We start from the raw sequence: 18323 nt of genomic DNA, 5'->3' as shown, positions 1-18323 counted from the left end.
AATGAGACGAGGCCCGAAAATGCGGGCCCCGCTTGTTTGACTTAGGTGTCGGTGTCGTCGCTTGCGTACGAGGACGTCATCGAGCCGCCAACCATGGTCGTATCGACCGAGTTACCAAGCACGTTGGCACCCATGACGATCGATTGGTTGAAGGCCGAAGTATCGACAACCGCCGCAGCCGAGGCGTAGGATTCGCCGGTCACGATGCCATCGCCACCATTGTTTGCGCCCCAGTTGCCGCCCGTGCCACCTGCGCCACCGTCACCCGAATAGGCTCCGGCTGCGCTGCCGCCCGTGATGGTGCCACCCATGGTGTCACCCGAGGTTGCGCTGCCCATCGAGGCTCCGCTGGTTCCGCCGTTTGCAGCAGACGCGCCACCGGCACCACCGTTACCCGAGTCAGCCGAACCCGTCGCATCACCGGAACCGGTCGAGGTCGAGTCGTTGTCGGAACTACCCGCACCGCCGTAACCGGCAATCGCTTCGGCCAGGCTGTCCGCTGCACCGTTTGTGTCCGCGTCTCCGAAGACATCCGCTGCACCGCCGCCGCCTGCGGTATTGGCTGCATCGGCAGATCCGGCACCGTTGCCGCTGGATGTAGACGTCGGAGTGGTGCTGCCACCTGCGCCGCCGTCACCGTCAGCTGCAGATGTGCCAGAGCCCATCGCATCTGCCGCGCCGTCGGCTGTATTCGAACCGCCATCACCGCCGCTGCCATCTGTGGCTTGCGAGTTGCTGGCTGAACCGTTCACATCGCCTGGGCTTTGGTCGATATCAGGGCCACTTGCCGACTGGTCACCAACGCCCTGGGCGTCAGACGTTGCGTCTGCGGTTCCGCCGGAACCATCGCCGCCCGAGCCGTCGCCAGCCGTTCCGTCACCGCCGTCACCATCTCCGCCAGTTCCGTCGCCGCCGGTTCCGTCACCACCTTCACCGGGTTCGGCATCAATCATGCCAAGCTCTTCCTGCAGCTCCATGATTGCAGCTTCAAGCAACGCAGCAAAACCACCTTCGCCGTCACCGCCGGTTCCGTCACCACCGGTTCCGTCGCCGCCGGTTCCGTCACCGCCCGTGCCGTCGCCGCCAGTTCCGTCACCGCCGTCACCATCAGCCGAACTGTCCGCACCGCTGTCTGCAGTGCCATCCGCTGTGTTGTCGCCTGCAGAGGCGTCATTGGCTTCGGTGTCGCTATCGCTGCTGTTCGAAGCTGAACCTTCGGTCGCAGCATTACCGTCACCGCCGTCCGATCCGGACGCATCCGTTGCGTTGTCTGCAGTACCGGTACCGGTTCCGGTCGAGTCGGAATCGCTGTCTCCGCCGTCGGCGTTACCCGACGAGCTTGCACCGGACAGACCCAGACCAAGACCCAAGCCGAACGAATCCGCGCTGCCACCGGCGCCGCCGGTTCCATCACCGTCCACGCTTGTGGTGCCATCGTTGTCCGAAGAGGCCGAACCATCTGCATCGCCCCCGTTGCCACCCGAGCTGTCGCCGGTCGAGCTGGCATCGGAAGTGCCCATGCCCATACTTGCGTTGGACGCGTCACCCGAAGACCCACCGTCTCCGCCTGCCGAGTCCGCATCGGCGCTGCCGGTGTCACCACCTGCCGCCCACGCGTGGCTGCCAAGCGTTGATGAGTTTGCCGAACCACCTACTGTGGTTCCGCCGTCACCCGAGGTTCCGCCATCTGCATTCGCGCGAATACCTTCAGCAGCCGTGGCTGTCCCACCATTTGCATCGCCGTTCTGGTAGAAGCCTGAATTGTTGGCAACGCTCGCTGATTCCAGCGTGTCGTCATCACTCAGGCTGGCAACCTGATTGTTGACTGATGACATCGCCGTACCGGCACCATCCATTGAGATGTCCAGGTTCATGTCATCGCCGGGATCATAGGTCAGATCACGACCTGCGGTGATCACGTCGCCAACCGTCGCGGAATCCCCAAGATCCAAATCAACCTGATCATCGTCGCGCGGTATCCACTCACCACCACCAAAGTCGATATTAATGGCGTTGTTGTTCGAGTTGTCGTTGCTGTCGTCACCGGCATCCAGTGTCTGCGACTGGTCTTGTCCCTGACCTTGATCCTGACCTTGACCTTGGTCTTGACCCTGATCCTGGCCTTGGTCTTGACCCTGATCCTGTCCTTGGCCTTGGTCTTGGCCCTGACCCTGATCGTTCGAGTTGTCGACATTCTGGTCTTGCTGCTGCTGTTGCGCTGTCAGATCAGCCTCGACAAAGGCTTCTTCTACAGGAATTTCAACATTGACCGGAGCATCCAGATTTTCGACGTTAATTTCATCGACGGTCGTCACGTTGGTATTATTTACATTACGTCTCATAACAAAATCCCATTTCTGGAACGCCAGACCGCCATTCATCTACAAAGCGGTATCAGGCGCGGTTGAAACAAAAAGCCACACGCAGCGAAACAAGCGCTGAATGCGGTGTACATTTACTTATTCGAGGCCACCTCCTTTCCCGGCTAAGCCGAAAACGTGACCCTCCAAATTAATGCTGAAATACGCTGAGGGCGATCACGTCAGGGATAGTCGCTTCTGAAATTGAAGCTTGGCCATGTTCGCAGCGACATCAGCTCGCGCCTAGCTGATTGAAAGTATAACTTTCCTCAAGTATTTGACTATTAACGTTATTTTAGCAAAGCGCCCAAGACAGCGCTGGCTCATAGTCGAAGTTCTAGACTTGGATATAGTCAAAAAATAAACACAATTGTTTCCGCTACTTACACAAAAGAAGGCATTAAAACCTAATCAATAGTTCTATATCTTAACGATCGGTCGCGCATCGTCAGGTTGTAGAGATTCAAGACTTGAGGTATAATAAAAAGAGTATAATTCCTTGATTAGTTAACGTTTTTTACCCTGGTTCTAATTTAATTAAGCACCAATTTCCGGTTACGCCTGTTTTGTAGGGGGCAATAATGAGTAAGTCTTTTCAGAATGAAACTGCCAGTCTGGATAGTTGTTCAGAAGATTTATCGATAATCTTTGTTGGGAAAGAACTGTTCTATTCCAATCAAACACTCAGAAGCGTGCAGACCGAATTTGGCGTGCATGCAGAACGCTTCGAGACCCTTGATGCGATGCGTGCGCACACGCCGACCGATAACAAGATTATTGTTGTCGACCAAATGATGCTTGAAGATCTCCTGTCTCGCCCCAATGCCTATACCAGCTCAATCGGGGCTGGTTGTTTGGCGTTTGCTTATCGCAAAGAAGACTTGGCCCGCCGCTTGTTTCAGGGGTGGGACCGAGCGCAATTGGGTGAGATCGGCTTTCTGCCAATGAATGTTGCACCTGATGCATGGCGCGCGATCTTAAGGTTGCTGATGCATGAAGAGTTGTATTTACCAAGTTTTCTGGCTGACTGCGTTCACACCCCATCTCAAAGCCCCGCCCCGGCTGCTATCCAAGCGCCGCCGGCTGCTCCAAATGGTGTCGACAGACATGCACGCTATTCGAAACTGACCCGTCGTGAAAAACAGGTGCTGCAACTTGTTTCGCAAGGCAAAAGCAACAAGCTTATTGCAGCCACGTTGGGGATCACGGAACATACAGTCAAACTGCACATGCACAATGTGGTGGGCAAAATTGGCGTCAGCAACCGAACCGCTGCGGCGCATTTCTATTTTGAGGTCGCGCCTCACGCGGCGCAACAGTCTGCCCTTGACTGACACATTCGAAACCCGGTTCGACCGCCTGATTTTATTGGTTGGCAGGTTGAACTACATGTGGACCAATACGGAAAGCCTGTTGATCCACCTGATAGCAGGTCTGACGGGGGCATCCAAAGACGTCTCGGTCATAATCTTTCTGACTCTGAACACCACCCGCGCCCGAATTGATCTGGTCGAACGGCTGGCCAAGATGGATGGGCGGTCGCCTCAAATCCGCGACCCGATCCTTGCACATACACAGCGGCTGACCAAACTGTCAGGCATCCGCAACAAATACAATCACTGTATCTATTCCTTCGACCCCGAAAGCGGCAATCCAAAGACCATTCTGATGCGGATCGCGGATCGTAAAACCGACATCAAACTTGGACGCGAAGATACAGTGGACGACGATGCCTTACGTGAAATTGAACGGGTCGTTGATCAGCTGTCCGTGGCAAACAAGGACATTTGGAAGTTGATTCAAGATCTCGGGTATCCAGTTTAGGTCCAGCCAGAGTAACCGGTTCAAATGCACCTGCAATAAAACGGATGGTTGCATAGGATTAGAGCGGTGCGGGCGGTGGGTACCTTACCACAGTTTTTTATCGTCCCATAGTGTATCACATCACCTTAATTTAGAGTAAGTTAGATGTGATCTAACCCCCATTAGTGCCCCAAAACGTCTCACAACATCTCACACATCTGGGGGTTAAATTGGGGGTCAATATGAACAGACTAACTGCGACAAAATTGCGCAGCATCAAACCGACGAAGAAGATCCAGAAGCTCTGGGATGGTGGTGGACTTCACCTGATCGTCACCCCGGCAGGTGGCATGTCATGGAAGTGGAAATACCGTTTACATGGCAAAGAGCAGTTAAAAACCTTCGGCAAGTATCCAGACATTTCACTGGCGCAAGCAAGGGAATTACATCGAGAGGCACAGGCACAGTTAGCAAGTGGTGTCCCATCCCAAAGGTCGGTTGCCACATTCCAGGAGATCGGAGATCGGTGGCACGACATGAATAGTTCACGTTGGGTGTTGTCCGTCACCAAAAGGGTCCGGCACCGACTAGAGAAGGACATCTACCCTGTGCTTGGTTCTTATCCTATTCAGGACATCAACACTCGTCTTGTACTGGACTGCCTAAGACGGATTGAAAGTCGTGGTGTCGGGGAAACTGTCAAACGGTGCAAATCCATTATCAGTCAGGTTATGCGGTTCGGGATTGGAGAAGGTTACTGTGACCAAGATCCTACCGTTCATTTGCGAGGTGTTCTAAAACCCGCTCCAAGAACCAGACATCACCCTGCCCCAACCGACCCCGAAAGAGTACGTGAGATTTACCGTATTCTCAAGGAAAGTGACGGTAACAAATCTATCAAGGGTGTCTGTTTGATGGCGTTCTGGACCCTGCAAAGATCCAGTGAATTACGACGTATGGAATGGGACCACATTAGGGATGGTCAATGGTCCAACTACATCACCAAGACCGAAACCGAGTTGATAGTCCCACTACCGAAACAGGCACAGTTATATATCCAAGATCTCGAAGGCTGGCATCCGCGCTGGGTCTTTCCCGGTACATCCCACAACGGTCAAATCAGTGAAAATGCGCCTGTCAATTACCTGCGGTTTTTGGGACTGCCTGCAACAGAGATTAACCTTCATGGTGTGCGCGCCACCGGACGGACATTAATTACCGAAGAATTGGAGTACGCGGATCAATTCGTAGAACACCAATTATCTCACATGCCACGAGTGGTTCATGGTCGGGCTTATGACAGGGCAAAGTATATCCGGCAACGGACTGAAATGATGCAGAATTGGGCGGACTGGTTGGAGGGTTAATCATCCCTGATCATACCCCCCCTAATTTTCGCCCTATACTCAATCACTTGCGTAGCACAAATCAGTATCTTATTTCCCTTTGACCAGTTCAAACTTATCTGTATTTTATTCGGTCCATGGGACGTATTTTACGCATAACCGAAGTAATAGAACGCACGGGTTTATCTCGTGCTTCTATCTACCGTTTGATGAAGTCAGGTGACTTTCCCAAGCGGGTCAAACTCAGTGTGCGCATGGTTGGTTGGCGGGAACAAGACATCCAAGAATGGTTGGACAACCTAACACAAATTGAAGGTTCTTGGTTAACACAATTTTACCCCGCCCCCACCTAACCACCTGTTCAACTACCAAACACCCCGTTTTTAGGGGTTTGTGGGGGTGAAAGGGGGTGTCCGGGGATGGGTTGTACCGGACAGGGGTTTTTCAACTGCCCATGGGGGCTGCCGTAAACCGCTTCTATGCATTGCTCACAGGCTAAAACTGTTTAAGTATCAAGTTAATATATCAATGGAGATTTGACTTGGTAGACATTGCAGCCACCATATCCGCACTTACTGGGTCCCTAGAGATAATCAAAGCAATTCGGGACACCAACCACGCCTATGACAAGAACGAGCTCAAGGCGCAAATGGCGGACCTTTACGGAAACCTCGCTGACGTAAAGATGGCTCTCAGTGACGCGTACATGGAACTGAAAGAGCGTGACCAGAAAATCAAAGAACTGACCGAGCAAGCAAAGTTCAAAGGATCATTGATCACCATAGAGGGTTTTAAGTATGACAAGGTTGAAGGTAAGCCATCTGGGCTGCCTTATTGCCCCGCTTGTGAAGTCGATCTGGGCAAGTTTTTCCGCTTAATTCTAAGAAACAGAGGCTCACAGCCGAGGTGTCCAAAGTGCGGAAACTACTACAAGGCCTTTCCTGACGGAAATGTTTAAATAATTCCCGCACCAAACAAATAAACACATACCACCGGCCCCTGAAATCCACCAAACACCCCGTTTTTAGGGGGTACAGGGTAGTGAAATAGTTTTTGGGGCTGGCGCCACTGCCGCTTCAGACAAAAACCCCTGTACGGGAAGAATTTTTACCAGCCTCGCAAATCTAGTGTACGCAATACATTGCTTACAGTATCTCCGAAAGCGAGGTGAGCCAACAAGCCAATAGATTAAGACTTGGCAGCGGGCTCACCCCTTAGATCCAACCGTGTACCCCCTCGTTAACGAACATCCACACAAACAAGTCGGCAGGACCGCTATAGGATCTCTTGTCACGGTGGCAAACGATAGCTTTGAGACGCCAATTTCTTGTTCGTTTCTATCAACTGCCGACACGCAGGACATTTGGCAAAATGGCGAAAGACTTTGGCCGAAAACAACTTCGTCTCGGAAGCTTGGCCTCCCAAATTCAAACCAGGCAAGCCAAAGCAGTTCCTCGCTGCCAAGGCAGTTAGTTATACCTAGTAAGGAGGCTTTAAGGTGAGAGAGAATTTTTACCCAATAAAACAACCGATTGCACACGCCGTTTATAAGATCGTAGATGACGCGGTAGGAGCTGGCGAAGACCCCTTTGACGTCCACTGCAACGTTGCTGAAACAGCAATGGCGCTTCTGAGATTGTATGCAATTCGCCAAGTGGCGAACGACGCAAGATCAAATGGACTGGAAGTGAAAGTACCGGAGTTGCTGGACGCCTCTGATCGATTGGCGGCTTTGGTTTCTTCAAATTCCGTAGTGAAAGCCATTTCCACGATGAAGTCAGATATTGATGCCGCTGACCCCGTTTATTGACAATGGAAAAAACTCACGCGTGTAAAATCAGCTGCGAAACAAATCCAAGCCTCTGGACAGCAGAAAGGGTGTCGACGCTGGTTCCCAAACCTAAAAGCAACAACAAATGGCATCACGGAAATTGGACACATGAAACCCTATGATTTCACTCTCAATGAACTATTGAGCAAACGGGGCTTTGTACTGTCGCGCACCAGGTATGTCCGACACGATTATAGGGCCTTAGCTGCTTGGCGTCGTGGATCGGCCAATTTCGATCATTTTGTTAGTTATCAGAGAGATGATAGCTTATCCCCCTACAATGGAGCGGAAATAGCCGTTCAATTTGTCCCTCAAGGATCGACTGGCGCACTTTTCGTAGGCGCCCACTATGTCGTCGATAGCTGGACAGCAAGCGATAACCCAGACAGAAATCCATCCCTTTGGACGCCTTTCGAGGAAGACTATGGCCAGGATTTGGACCATCGGCGGTATGACTTGGCGCGCATTGATGTCGTCGAGGACTTGGTCGGGCGTCTTATTATTGATTGGGGCGCAGCCACCAGAAGCTGGTCCCAATGGGCCGAACGAAGACCAAAACCCATAGTCGAGCTGCGAGCGACTGCTGAAGATGAAGCGTTCCCTGGTTTCGGAGAGTTCACCTCAACTGTCGAGGAGCTACTAGCGCTTCCATCTAGTTGGCAAAACGCTTTGGCGTCAGTGAACGGGGTATACCTCCTGGTCTGTCCCGAAACTGGAGAACAGTATGTTGGTTCCGCATATGGTGATGGTGGTTTCATGGGAAGGTGGACATCATACGCCGTCAACGGTCATGGGGGAAACAAGTTGCTACTGGTAAGAAAAAGAACCAATTACGCGATCTCTATCCTAGAAATTGCTTCTCCAGACATGTCTGCTTCTGAAATCATTAACCGCGAAAGCGCTTGGAAAACCAAACTTGGCAGCCGTGCTCACGGACTAAATGCGAACTAGAACAAAAGAGTGTGCGGCAAATGTCTGATATTATACCAAATTTCGATTTTACCCACGGAAAGTCCTCTGAGCAGCGGCGTGATCCTGACGTTTTCTTGGATGCGACAAGATATGCCAAAGTTCGACCTGAAAAGGGCGGTCGTAAAGTAGTGGCCCTCTTTGAAGCGCAAAACCCGAATGGTTTGTTGTCACGTTTGAGAGCGCGAAGTGAAGAGATACCCACGAACGATCGGTTAGATTACGCCGTCGAGTTCCTAGAGAAATTTGGCGGCTCAAACTGCATAAGCAGCTGGCCGTCTGTCACAGAACTTAACGACGCATTATCAACGCTGGAACACGCGCTGGGTGAAGTATCCGTCGCTATCAGTGATGAATACTGGTCCGATGACGAGCTAGGTGCTTGCCTACAGGCTTACCTTGAGATGTTGAGATGTGAACAAAACGGCGTCAAGTATAGCAAATCAGAGTTTAACCGAAGCCTGAGAGACGGAGCGCTCAAAGATCGTTCCAAAGGTTCTGTCGAGTTTCGAATGCAAAACCTATCTGCTTTTTTTTCCGATAAGGGCATGCCCACAATCGACGGCTATAAACCCCGAGGCAACGTGGGCGCAGTGGTATCAGATCGACTGGTTGCCTTGTTGACAAATAATGACATGTCACTTCACGAGGCTGCAGAACCAAAGACTGACCGAACAATCGATGTGCACAAGCACTACCGACCAGGCCCCGCCCCTCATTCGGGTGAGTATACTACAGCTGCAACAAAGGCAGACGTATATTTTGTCTATGTGCTAGAGTTATCGAACAAAAGTGTCCTAAAGGTGGGGTTTTCGTCGGACCCACTAAAACGCTTAGATGACTATAATCACAAAATCTTGCCGGAAATCTCGGGACTAAGCTGGAAACTGGCCTTCAAGCATCCATTGCCGACAGCTGAAGCTGCGCTCGAAGTCGAACAAACCGTTCTGAATAGGTTCAATGGACGTAGGCTAAAAAGTAATGGTGAAGTGCTCGAAGGCGTCAGTGCAATAGATATCCAACTTGAAATCATTAACGCTGTGAGGTCGATGGCTGTATGAACAATTTGTTCAATATGATTGTCTTTCGGGAACTACACCCCGCACACCTCCCCGAGGGTTGGCCACGTCTCCCCGTCTCCGTGGAATTAGATGTACGTGACAATGAAAGACCGTTTGTCCCGCGGCTTCTCCGGCGTTTACGCCAACATTGAACCCAGAAACGGACTGGTCTTCACTTTGGATTTCCGACCGTAGCTCTTCTAGCATTCGACGTATCGCATTTAGCTCTGGTTGAAAAAGATCAAAGTAGTCAGACACGTGTCGCTTCGGGATAACCAATGTGTGCAATGGCGTAACCGGAAATCCATCCCGGATTGCGTAACATAACTCGTTTTCAGAGATCACTCGACCAGCCTGTACCTCGCAAAAGATACACCCTTCTTGGCGGTGTGCAAAAGCTCTGGAAACATCGCGAAAGTCGGTGTCGTCCTGATCACGTTTGTTCGTGTTACATGTGACGCAAAGCGCCTGAAAGTTGCTTAGGTCGTCTTGACCACCTTTGTTGCGAGGGATGATGTGATCGACATGCAACGCAACATCTTCGGCGGACGCGCCGCAAAGCTCACATCGGTACTTGGCACGTTTTAGAACTTCATACCGGATCGAGCCAGGCACATACCCTTTTGCGTTAAAACGATGCCGCCAAATATTGTCTCCTCGCCGCTCAATGTAATCGGCAATCTTTTCTTCACATGCAGAAATCAGTGTTGTTTGGTCGTCCGCACTTATCTCGCGTACATCCTTCAAGCGATATCCTATGATCCGGCCGCTAGTTTTCACAGGTTCAACGATGCCGTTTTTAGTTAGCACCTTTCCTACCATGTTCTTCGAACGGATTTGGTAGTATTCGATTTGCGAGCGGTCGTGCGAAACTAATGCTCTTGCGATCTGTTCGACACTTGCCTCGCCGCCATTCCTTAAAAGTTCAAGAAGCATTACAGGTTGATAGACATGCGACATCCGCATGCGCTTTGTGATATAACTACTCAGCTTTCCAACGTTCATCGCTTAGACTTTAACGACGCAGCAAAGACCTGCAAGGACCAGGCAACGCTAACAGATTTTTTGCGACAAACGTTATGCGACAGAGCTGTTTGCGAACCGACATGGCGTAACAAGGTAGTATTTGCCCCAGGTTCCAATCAACAAAACCCAACGTCTGAACGTGGGGCTCTCGAAAATTGGGAGCAGAGGGCTCGAAGCGTTAATCTAAGCATTCTTGTCGGATGTCCGCTTAGGATTGCTTATCAGACCCAACCTTATGAAGCGCCAAAGTCTGCTTTGCGGGACAATGCCACCATTGGCTCAAAAGTAGGCATGACAGCGGTTCGTCAAAAGCGGACATTTCCGCTCCACACGTTAGCCGGGACGACGGCCGTGGCTTTGCTCAATCGCGGTGTAACCTCTGCACGCTTGCAGCTACACTACCTCGAAAACCAGCCTTCTGTGCTGCCGATAGGACAAACAGCAGCATCGAGGCGACGTCGTACTGCGAAGTTGTCTTGTCAGTTTGTCAAGAGTTACTCGTGTTTCTCTCCACCACCCCTAAACAAATTCTGATTTTTGACTTTGATTGGTAAGCGCGTACAATTGTAGCAGCTTTAGGCGCAAAATCCGCAAGTTAGGGCACCTTCAAAGAAACGAAGATGGGAACGCGTGCGGCACTGGAGGGGGATATGAAGAGATTATCGGTTTGGCTTTTAGCCTTCGTGTTGCTTGCCGGTTGCTGGGAGAAAGAAGAAGAAGCGACCCAATCACTAATACGACCTGTCAGAGGCACCGAGATTTCTGACCTATCCAGTTTGCATGACCGATATTTTGTCGGTACGGCGAGAGCCGCACGCGAAGTGTCGTTGGCGTTTCGCGTGCCGGGCAGTGTTGTCGGTGTCGACGTTCAAGTTGGCGACCTTGTGACGAAAGGTGCTGTCATCGCGGCCCTGGACCCAGCCCCGTACCAGGCCGAAGTCGATCGGCTTACTGCTGAACTTGAGAGCGCACAGGCGACGTTCGAAAACGCCAAGTTGCAAACAGATCGGCAGCGATCGTTGGTTGAAAAAGACGTTGCCGCTCAGGCGACACTAGACAGGTTTGTTGCAGGCGAAACGTCAGCTCAGGCGGCAATCAATTCCGTCCAAGGCGCACTAGACAGAGCCACTCTGGATTTAACCTATACAAGCTTGGCCGCACCGTTCGATGGTCGTGTTGTCGCCAAATACATTGAAGATTTTGAAGAAGTCGCAGCACAAACCCCAGTGCTGCGCATTCTGGATGCCGAGCACATCGAAGTGGTGATCGATATCCCCGAACGATACATTGCCCTGATCCCGCACATTGAAGACATAACCGTCACTTTTGACGCTTTGGGGGACGTTGTTCTACCCGCAGAAATTAGTGAGATTGGATCAGAGGCTTCGGCGACGACGCGAACATTCCCTGTCACATTGATAATGGAGCAACCCGAAGACGCAATTGTTCTTCCGGGTATGGCGGGGCGCGTTCGCGGAAAACCAAAGGAAGGGCACGAACCATTCGATGCGATCATGGTTCCTGCCAGCGCGGTTTTCGTGCCTGAAGGGGAAACCGATCCGCATGTCTGGGTGTTTGATACCGGCTCAGAAACCGTAACGGCAAGGAAGGTTTCGCTTGGCACTCCACGGTCGCAAGGGGTGGCCGTTAGCGAGGGGCTGGAATTTGGTGACGTGGTTGTCACTGCCGGGGCAAACTCTCTGCGAGAAGGTCAGAAAGTTTCGCTGCTTTCTGAGGACACGGACTAATGGGTTTGGCGGCTTTTTCTATCCGAAACGCCAAATTTGTTTGGTTCACGGTCGTCATGCTCACGTTGGGCGGCATTTCAGCGTTCTTTAGCCTTGGGCAGTTGGAAGACCCCGAATTTACAATCAAGACGGCTGTTGTGACCACCCTCTATCCTGGTGCCAGCCCAGCCGAAGTTGAGCAGGAGGTTACCGAACGGATCGAACTAAAACTCCAAGAGATCAAAGAGATTGACTACATCTCGAGCGAAAGCAGGGCGGGTGTGTCGACAATCAAAGTCGAGATCCGCCCGAACTATTGGTCGGATCAACTACCGCAGATCTGGGACACGTTGCGTCGCAAAGTCAGAGACGTTGAAACAGACCTTCCACCAGGCGCTGGTCGTCCTGCGATCAATGATGATTTCGGTGATGTTTTCGGTCTACTTCTGGCGATGACGTCTGATGGCTTCTCCGCCCGCGAGCTTGACGATTTTGCCGAAGACTTCAAACGAGAGCTTTCGTTGATCGACGGCGTTGGCCGAGTCGATCTTTGGGGGGATCGCGATAGGGTCATCTATTTGGAGACACGGGAAGAAGCCTTGGCAGCATTGGGTGTTTCGGCTCAGACCATCCTCAATACCTTGCAAACCCAAAACGCGATTGTGGATGCAGGCCGCGTAAATATCGGCGACTATCGCATGCGCATTGCGCCAAGCGGCACATTCACCAGCCCGAAAGACATCGCTGATTTGGTTGTTCGGCCAAGCGGTCTGGACCAAGCTCAAAGCGGCCAGCGCCGTGGACCAGAGTTACTAAGGCTTGGTGAAATCGTTGAGGTCCAGGAAGGCTATGCTGATCCACCGACGACCATGATGCGTTATAACGGCCTTCCGTCTATTGGTTTGGCGATATCCTTCCAGTCTGGTGTCAACGTTGTCAGCGTTGGTGAGGCCGTAGACGCCAGAGTAACGGAACTGATCGCAGGCCTGCCGGTAGGTATCGAGGTAGAACGGGTTCATTGGCAATCTGACGACGTGAATCTGGCAGTCAGCAGCTTCTTAGTCAGCCTTGGACAAGCTGTCGCGATTGTTCTGGTCGTTTTGACCCTGGCGATGGGTGTTCGCATGGGCATCATAATAGGTAGCGGATTGATCCTGACGATACTTGCCACCTTTATCCCGCTCGCGATGCTAGGAATAGATCTTCAGCGCATGTCCTTGGGCGCGTTGATCATTGCGCTTGGTATGATGGTCGATAACTCGATCGTGGTTGCAGATGGCGCCATGGTTCGAATGTCACAGGGAATGGACCGGGCGAAAGCCGCTATCGACGCTGCCACGCGCCCCGCTATGTCTCTGCTTGGTGCAACATTTGTTGCGGTTATGGCGTTCTACCCAATCTTTGCCTCCGTTGAGAGCGCGGGAGAATACTGCCGGACGCTGTTTTCTGTGGTCGGTATTGCGTTGTTGGTCAGTTGGTTGTTATCGATGACAGTCACGCCTTTACAGTGCGTGGCCATGCTGCCGGACCCAAAGGGTGGAGCCAAAGAGACCTTTGACACCGGTCTATACGCCGTATACCGCCGCTTTCTGGCCGCCGCGATCCGGGTTCGCTATCTGACGATCGGAGTGGCCGTCGCTGCGCTGGTTATTGCCGGGATCGGGTTTGGGACCGTTACACAGTTGTTCTTCCCGACCTCTTCGATGACCAAGTACATGATCGACTATTACGCCCCTGAAGGAACCCGGATCGAAGCGGTTTCCGAAGCCATCACGCGGATCGAAGCGCAGGTGGAAATGGATGATCGCGTGACCGGTATCGCAAGCTTTATCGGCGCTGGCCCGCCGCGTTTCTACTTGCCGGTCGACCCTGAAGGAACAAACCCGTCCTACGCGCAAGTCATCGTGAACGTTGAGGATTATCGCGACATTCCAGAGATGACCAAAGAGATCTCGCTTTGGATTGCAGCCAATATGCCCGAGGCGACCTCCTTCACACGTCAATTCGGTGTGGGGCCCAGCAATACTTGGGCGTTCGAAAACCGCATCATCGGCCCAGCGGATGCCGATCCTGAGACTTTACGCGAAATTGGCGACAGAGCCGTCGCGATACTGGATCAGCACCCATGGACAAAGGTAGCACGCACCGATTGGCGCAACCGTGTCCTGAAAACAGTCCCCGACTATGACCAGGATCGGGCACGATGGACCGGCATCACATACGAAGATCTTGGAAATACGACAAAGCGTGCATTCGACGGACGCTCGGTCGGCCTCTACCGCGAAGGTGACGAGTTGTTGCCCATCATTGTTCGACCTGGCGCGGACGACGTGGCTGCCGTGGATAACTTTGAACTGCTGCAACTGCAGTCACCGTTTTCTGTCGAGCCTGTTCCACTGGCGCAGGTTGTTCGCGGTGTGAATATCCAACCCGAGGACCCCACGATCAATCGCCGCGACCGGCGCCGTGTTTTGACCGTTCAGGCCAATCCGATCGACAGTGTCACTCTGCCCAGCTATCGCGCTGCAGTTCTCGCTGGTTTTGACGCTTTGGAGGCTGACTTGCCGCCGGGCTATAGCATGGAATGGGGCGGAGAATACGAAGACACGGTGTCTGCGCAAGCGTCCTTGATTCCGGGGATGATACCTGCGTTTTCGATCATGGCGCTTATCGTCGTCGGACTATTCAACTCATACCGCAGACCGCTGGTCATTTTCCTGACCGTGCCGTTTGTGCTGATAGGCATTGTTCCGAGCTTGCTGCTCACGAATACACCTTTTGGGTTCGTAGCACTGCTGGGGGGCATGAGCCTGGCGGGCATGATGATCAAAAACGCAATCGTTCTGATCGACCAGATCAACGATAACTTGGCCGAAGGTCAGCCGGGCTATGACGCGGTTTTGAATGCAGGGGCCTCACGGCTTCGCCCCGTGGTACTGGCCGCGGCCACGACAGTTCTGGGTGTGATACCGCTGCTGCCGGACGTGTTCTGGGTGGGTCTTGCTGTCACGATCATGGGCGGTTTGACGGTGGGTACGATGCTCACAATGATCCTGGTCCCAGTCTTGTTCGCCACGCTGAGTGGCATTCGACAGTCACCGAAAGCCGTTTGACGTCACCTTTTTTAGCGGTCTTTGGATCGTTTTTTGTGGAGCATGTATTTGTTGAGTGTAGACGAATCATTTGGGGGTAAAGATGGACAATACAGTACTCTATTTTCTAGTCGGCATCTTCGTGGTTGGTCTAGTTTCATTGGGATATTTTGCCAAAGGTAGCGGTGCACTGCTTGTGATCGTGATACTGGTTGGTGTGTTGTTGGCAATGATCGCATTTTTTGGAGGTTACTTTGGCGAAACACCGAAGTGAGCTTGTTGTGGCATTATTTAAGACGCGTCGCTAGTTGCAGGAAACGTCAGTTGATCTGAGAACGAGGCTCATTGTATTCGCTTTGTTTTTGTTGCTCCGAGGAAAAGGTGGACTACCCGTTCTAATGGCCGACTTTCACCAGCGAATCCTGAGAATGTTGCCGCTGCGAAACTCCCGCTGCTGAACCGTTATGGCTTGGCTCGCTGTAAAGCCCGCTCTGGAGAATGTCGGCTTTGGGCTCAATGCAGTCTTTCGCTGCAACTTGCGTGAACGTCTACTTTGCGGACAAAGCGGACGTCCGCTGGGTCCGTTTGTAAAGGCCCAACAACGATGGTCGGCGTGTGTGATTCCTAAATTTGAAACAACCGTACTGCCAAATCAAAACCGAACACTTAAGTTTGCACCTAGGCCATGTTCTTGGCCATTGGATCGAACTGAATAACCATATCCTGCCGTTAGTCTGGCCAGCTCAGAAATCTGGTAGCCCAGGCCAAGCCCGAGAGCGAAGCCATTTGCTCCTCGATTCTGTCCGACTTGTGTAAATGTTCCGAACAATGGACTTGTGACTGTGATTTCGTGCTCACTGTCTTTGTTGGCAAAGAAGTCATATTCATACCGGGCGAAGGCGATTGGGGTTAACAAACCATTCTCTGTCAAGAAGTCGCGTTGGTAGTCAATTCCAATAGAAGCGACCAGCGATTCTGCGTTCGCTTTTTCAATCGAGTAATTGAAATCACCACCGCCCGTCTCTGTGCCTGAGCCTTGTTGGATACGCCCGTAGTTCAATCCAAAAACCGTAGAAACCCTTGCACCGCTGTTCAGGTTAAACAGCTTCCGTGCCTGGATACCGGCATGGATGCCCTCTTGGTCCAAATCAGACTTTGCCTCGCCTCCCGTAAAGCCATCAACAGAAGGGTTATTTCGCTTGGCGTCGCTTTCACCGAACATGTAACCGACCAGCCCGGAGAACTCCCAAGTTCCGGTTGTTGTGCGCCCATAGACGCCCACATGATAGCTGTCGGTCGAAAAGTCCTGATCGACTTGATCGTGTTCATCCATGGAGGATGTCCCAAAACCTGCGTACACGCCGACCACACCTCTATCGGTGCTTGCGACATCCGCTCCGACCAAAATCGTGCCCAGCGAATAGTCGAATGTCCCAAGGCCATTGCTTCCATCAACGTCCCCGCTCACATAGGCCGTGTCGATCCACCAGCGCCGATCAGAGCAGTCTATTGCGCCGCTCGGGCTCTGGGCCGAGTCGATGTCGCCTTCTGCAACGGGTTGATCCGCATTGCTGAAGCCAACCGCTTGATACTTGCGGCAGTCAGCATGGCTCAGCACAGTGTTTGTTATCAGGTCAAGTTGCTCAAGCCCAACGGTCAAATTGGAGGAATAGGGCTCTGCGTGCACACGATTAAATCCAGACAAACCTGAATTGGTAAGCGTGTTAACGGTATTACCCAAGGTTGAGCCATTGGTCAGATTAGTTCCAGGTGACGTGTTTGTGGTGTTAGCCACCGCACCAGCAAGGTTGCTTGCATTGGGAGATCCAACAACTGATGGATGTTGTGGTAAACTCGAAACGGGGAGGGTCGAAAACGCTATGTCGATTCTACCGTCCGCGGTTGGCGTGTTTGAGATACTCAGACTGGATAGGGCGGGCAGAGATCCTCCGGCAACAAGAGTTGGGGAGTTTCCATCGAAACGCGAGGCTTGAAAAACCGTGTAGTCGTTGCCAGCAGCATAGTCCTGCGCAGTCAGGCCGGGACGAGCGGCTTCGACTTGTATAGTGGCGCGGTTAATCCCTGTAACGGGCCCGCTGGATGACACCAAATCGGCTTTCTGACCTGCCGTCGGATCGACTTCACTTAAGATCCTTGACCCAGTTTCAAATGCGATACCGCCACTATTGTTAAGCGTACCAATTGAAAAGCCCGGCGAAAGCACCCCTCCGTTCTTAACTGTGAAGTTAAATGCGTTCACGGTTCCCGTTCCGGCCAGCGTGCCAAAATTCTCAAAGTTTACGGAGTTCAAACTGCTTGCTGCATCGAGCCGAACAGTCGTGCCTGCCGCTATCGCCATGTCACTGGTTGAAGAAATCGAACTATTCGTCAGTGTGAAATCAGAAGCCTCGGCAACCCGGGTTTGGATATAGTACGCCCCGAAAACCACTTCGGTAGCCCCTATAACGGTAAGGTTGTCGTAGGTTAACGGTCGGTCTGACTGGAAGTAAACTTCAGTGGGGTCGATATTCGCGCCGTTGAACGGAACGAACGTCATTGATCTGCCGGAACCAATCGAAGTTCCAATGAGGTTCACTCTAAGCTTCCCGTTGATGTTCGTAGCCAAGGCCTCACGAGAAACAAAGTCTCCGCTACCTGCCGCAACATCAACGTTTAGGAGAGTTAAAACTGAAGCATTGCTTGGAACGGTATTCTGGCCCGGGACATACAACTCAATTTCACCAGAGGACGTGATAGAGGAGTTACCAATTGTAAGTCCTGTTATGGGTCCGTTTGGGATCGGCAGACACGTGCGTTCCGTCGTTGAGATTGTTTGATTAACGCGAGTGCTTTCAGATCCGGATGAATATTCTATCCGAGGAGAGCCCAATTCTACGCAACCCTGTGCGCTTTGGGCCTGTGCGTCGCCCACCACTAACACATAAGCCAAGGCTCCCAGTGACAACTTAATAATAAATGCACGCTGAGCGTATAGTGCCGCAAGTGTCGGGCCCAGTGTTGCCATCAGCTTTCTCCTCTTACTTGATAAGCGAGAGTACACCCAATTGTGATACACGGTGAGTTTTGTGAAATGCTCAAAAAAGTCAA

Annotated in this window: 14 protein-coding genes; 11 read left to right on the top strand and 3 right to left on the bottom strand. The window is 52.1% G+C overall.

The features are described from left to right. Positions 1-41: 41 nt before the first annotated feature. Positions 42-2342 (bottom strand): hypothetical protein, encoded by a 2301-nt coding sequence (locus ACR3EH_RS15630; RefSeq protein WP_171186703.1) that lies wholly within the window; start codon positions 2340-2342, stop codon positions 42-44. A 599-nt stretch (positions 2343-2941) separates the two neighbouring features. Here ACR3EH_RS15630 and ACR3EH_RS15625 point away from each other — a divergent pair. From ACR3EH_RS15625 to ACR3EH_RS15590, 8 genes are all read left to right on the top strand, one after another. Then, positions 2942-3694 carry a helix-turn-helix transcriptional regulator gene (locus ACR3EH_RS15625; protein WP_171676863.1) on the top strand — a complete coding sequence of 251 codons (753 nt, stop codon included), beginning with the start codon at positions 2942-2944 and terminating at the stop codon, positions 3692-3694. Then, positions 3687-4184 (top strand): hypothetical protein, encoded by a 498-nt coding sequence (locus ACR3EH_RS15620; protein WP_171186706.1) that lies wholly within the window; start codon positions 3687-3689, stop codon positions 4182-4184. The genes ACR3EH_RS15625 and ACR3EH_RS15620 overlap by 8 nt, the downstream gene beginning before the upstream one ends. A gap of 221 nt (positions 4185-4405) precedes the next feature. After that, the gene (locus tag ACR3EH_RS15615; RefSeq protein WP_171676865.1) at positions 4406-5530 is read left to right on the top strand and encodes a tyrosine-type recombinase/integrase; all 1125 of its coding nucleotides are present in this window, start codon (positions 4406-4408) and stop codon (positions 5528-5530) included. A 116-nt stretch (positions 5531-5646) separates the two neighbouring features. Continuing rightward, a complete protein-coding gene (locus ACR3EH_RS15610; RefSeq protein WP_171676867.1) occupies positions 5647-5862 on the top strand; it encodes a helix-turn-helix transcriptional regulator in 216 nt (71 codons plus the stop codon). A gap of 188 nt (positions 5863-6050) precedes the next feature. After that, complete coding sequence (locus ACR3EH_RS15605) at positions 6051-6467, top strand: hypothetical protein (protein ID WP_171676869.1); 417 nt, start codon at positions 6051-6053, stop codon at positions 6465-6467. Between the two features lie 540 nt (positions 6468-7007). Next, the gene (locus ACR3EH_RS15600; RefSeq protein WP_171676871.1) at positions 7008-7319 is read left to right on the top strand and encodes a hypothetical protein; all 312 of its coding nucleotides are present in this window, start codon (positions 7008-7010) and stop codon (positions 7317-7319) included. A gap of 129 nt (positions 7320-7448) precedes the next feature. After that, positions 7449-8291: a GIY-YIG nuclease family protein gene (locus ACR3EH_RS15595; RefSeq protein WP_171676873.1), complete on the top strand. Its 843-nt coding sequence runs from the start codon at positions 7449-7451 to the stop codon at positions 8289-8291. 20 nt (positions 8292-8311) lie between these two features. Then, complete coding sequence (locus tag ACR3EH_RS15590; RefSeq protein ID WP_171676875.1) at positions 8312-9370, top strand: GIY-YIG nuclease family protein; 1059 nt, start codon at positions 8312-8314, stop codon at positions 9368-9370. 9 nt (positions 9371-9379) lie between these two features. Here ACR3EH_RS15590 and ACR3EH_RS15585 read toward each other — a convergent pair whose 3' ends face one another. Next, positions 9380-10330: an HIT domain-containing protein gene (locus ACR3EH_RS15585; protein ID WP_253762251.1), complete on the bottom strand. Its 951-nt coding sequence runs from the start codon at positions 10328-10330 to the stop codon at positions 9380-9382. Positions 10331-11046: 716 nt separating this feature from the next. On the opposite strand from ACR3EH_RS15585, the gene ACR3EH_RS15580 reads away from it, so the two are divergent. The 3 genes from ACR3EH_RS15580 (at position 11047) to ACR3EH_RS15570 (ending at position 15489) form a co-directional block, all read left to right on the top strand. Further along, positions 11047-12144 carry an efflux RND transporter periplasmic adaptor subunit gene (locus ACR3EH_RS15580; protein WP_171185199.1) on the top strand — a complete coding sequence of 366 codons (1098 nt, stop codon included), beginning with the start codon at positions 11047-11049 and terminating at the stop codon, positions 12142-12144. Further along, positions 12144-15236 carry an efflux RND transporter permease subunit gene (locus ACR3EH_RS15575; protein ID WP_171676877.1) on the top strand — a complete coding sequence of 1031 codons (3093 nt, stop codon included), beginning with the start codon at positions 12144-12146 and terminating at the stop codon, positions 15234-15236. The genes ACR3EH_RS15580 and ACR3EH_RS15575 overlap by 1 nt, the downstream gene beginning before the upstream one ends. Before the next feature lie 82 nt (positions 15237-15318). Further along, the gene (locus ACR3EH_RS15570; RefSeq protein ID WP_170425586.1) at positions 15319-15489 is read left to right on the top strand and encodes a hypothetical protein; all 171 of its coding nucleotides are present in this window, start codon (positions 15319-15321) and stop codon (positions 15487-15489) included. A 378-nt stretch (positions 15490-15867) separates the two neighbouring features. Here ACR3EH_RS15570 and ACR3EH_RS15565 read toward each other — a convergent pair whose 3' ends face one another. Continuing rightward, positions 15868-18240 (bottom strand): autotransporter family protein, encoded by a 2373-nt coding sequence (locus ACR3EH_RS15565; RefSeq protein ID WP_480634837.1) that lies wholly within the window; start codon positions 18238-18240, stop codon positions 15868-15870. Between the last annotated feature and the right edge of the window lie 83 nt (positions 18241-18323).

The sequence above is a fragment of the Ruegeria sp. BG7 genome, from assembly GCF_056535685.1.
Note: the sequence above shows the minus strand (reverse complement) of the source record. Positions and strands in the feature narration are given on the sequence as shown.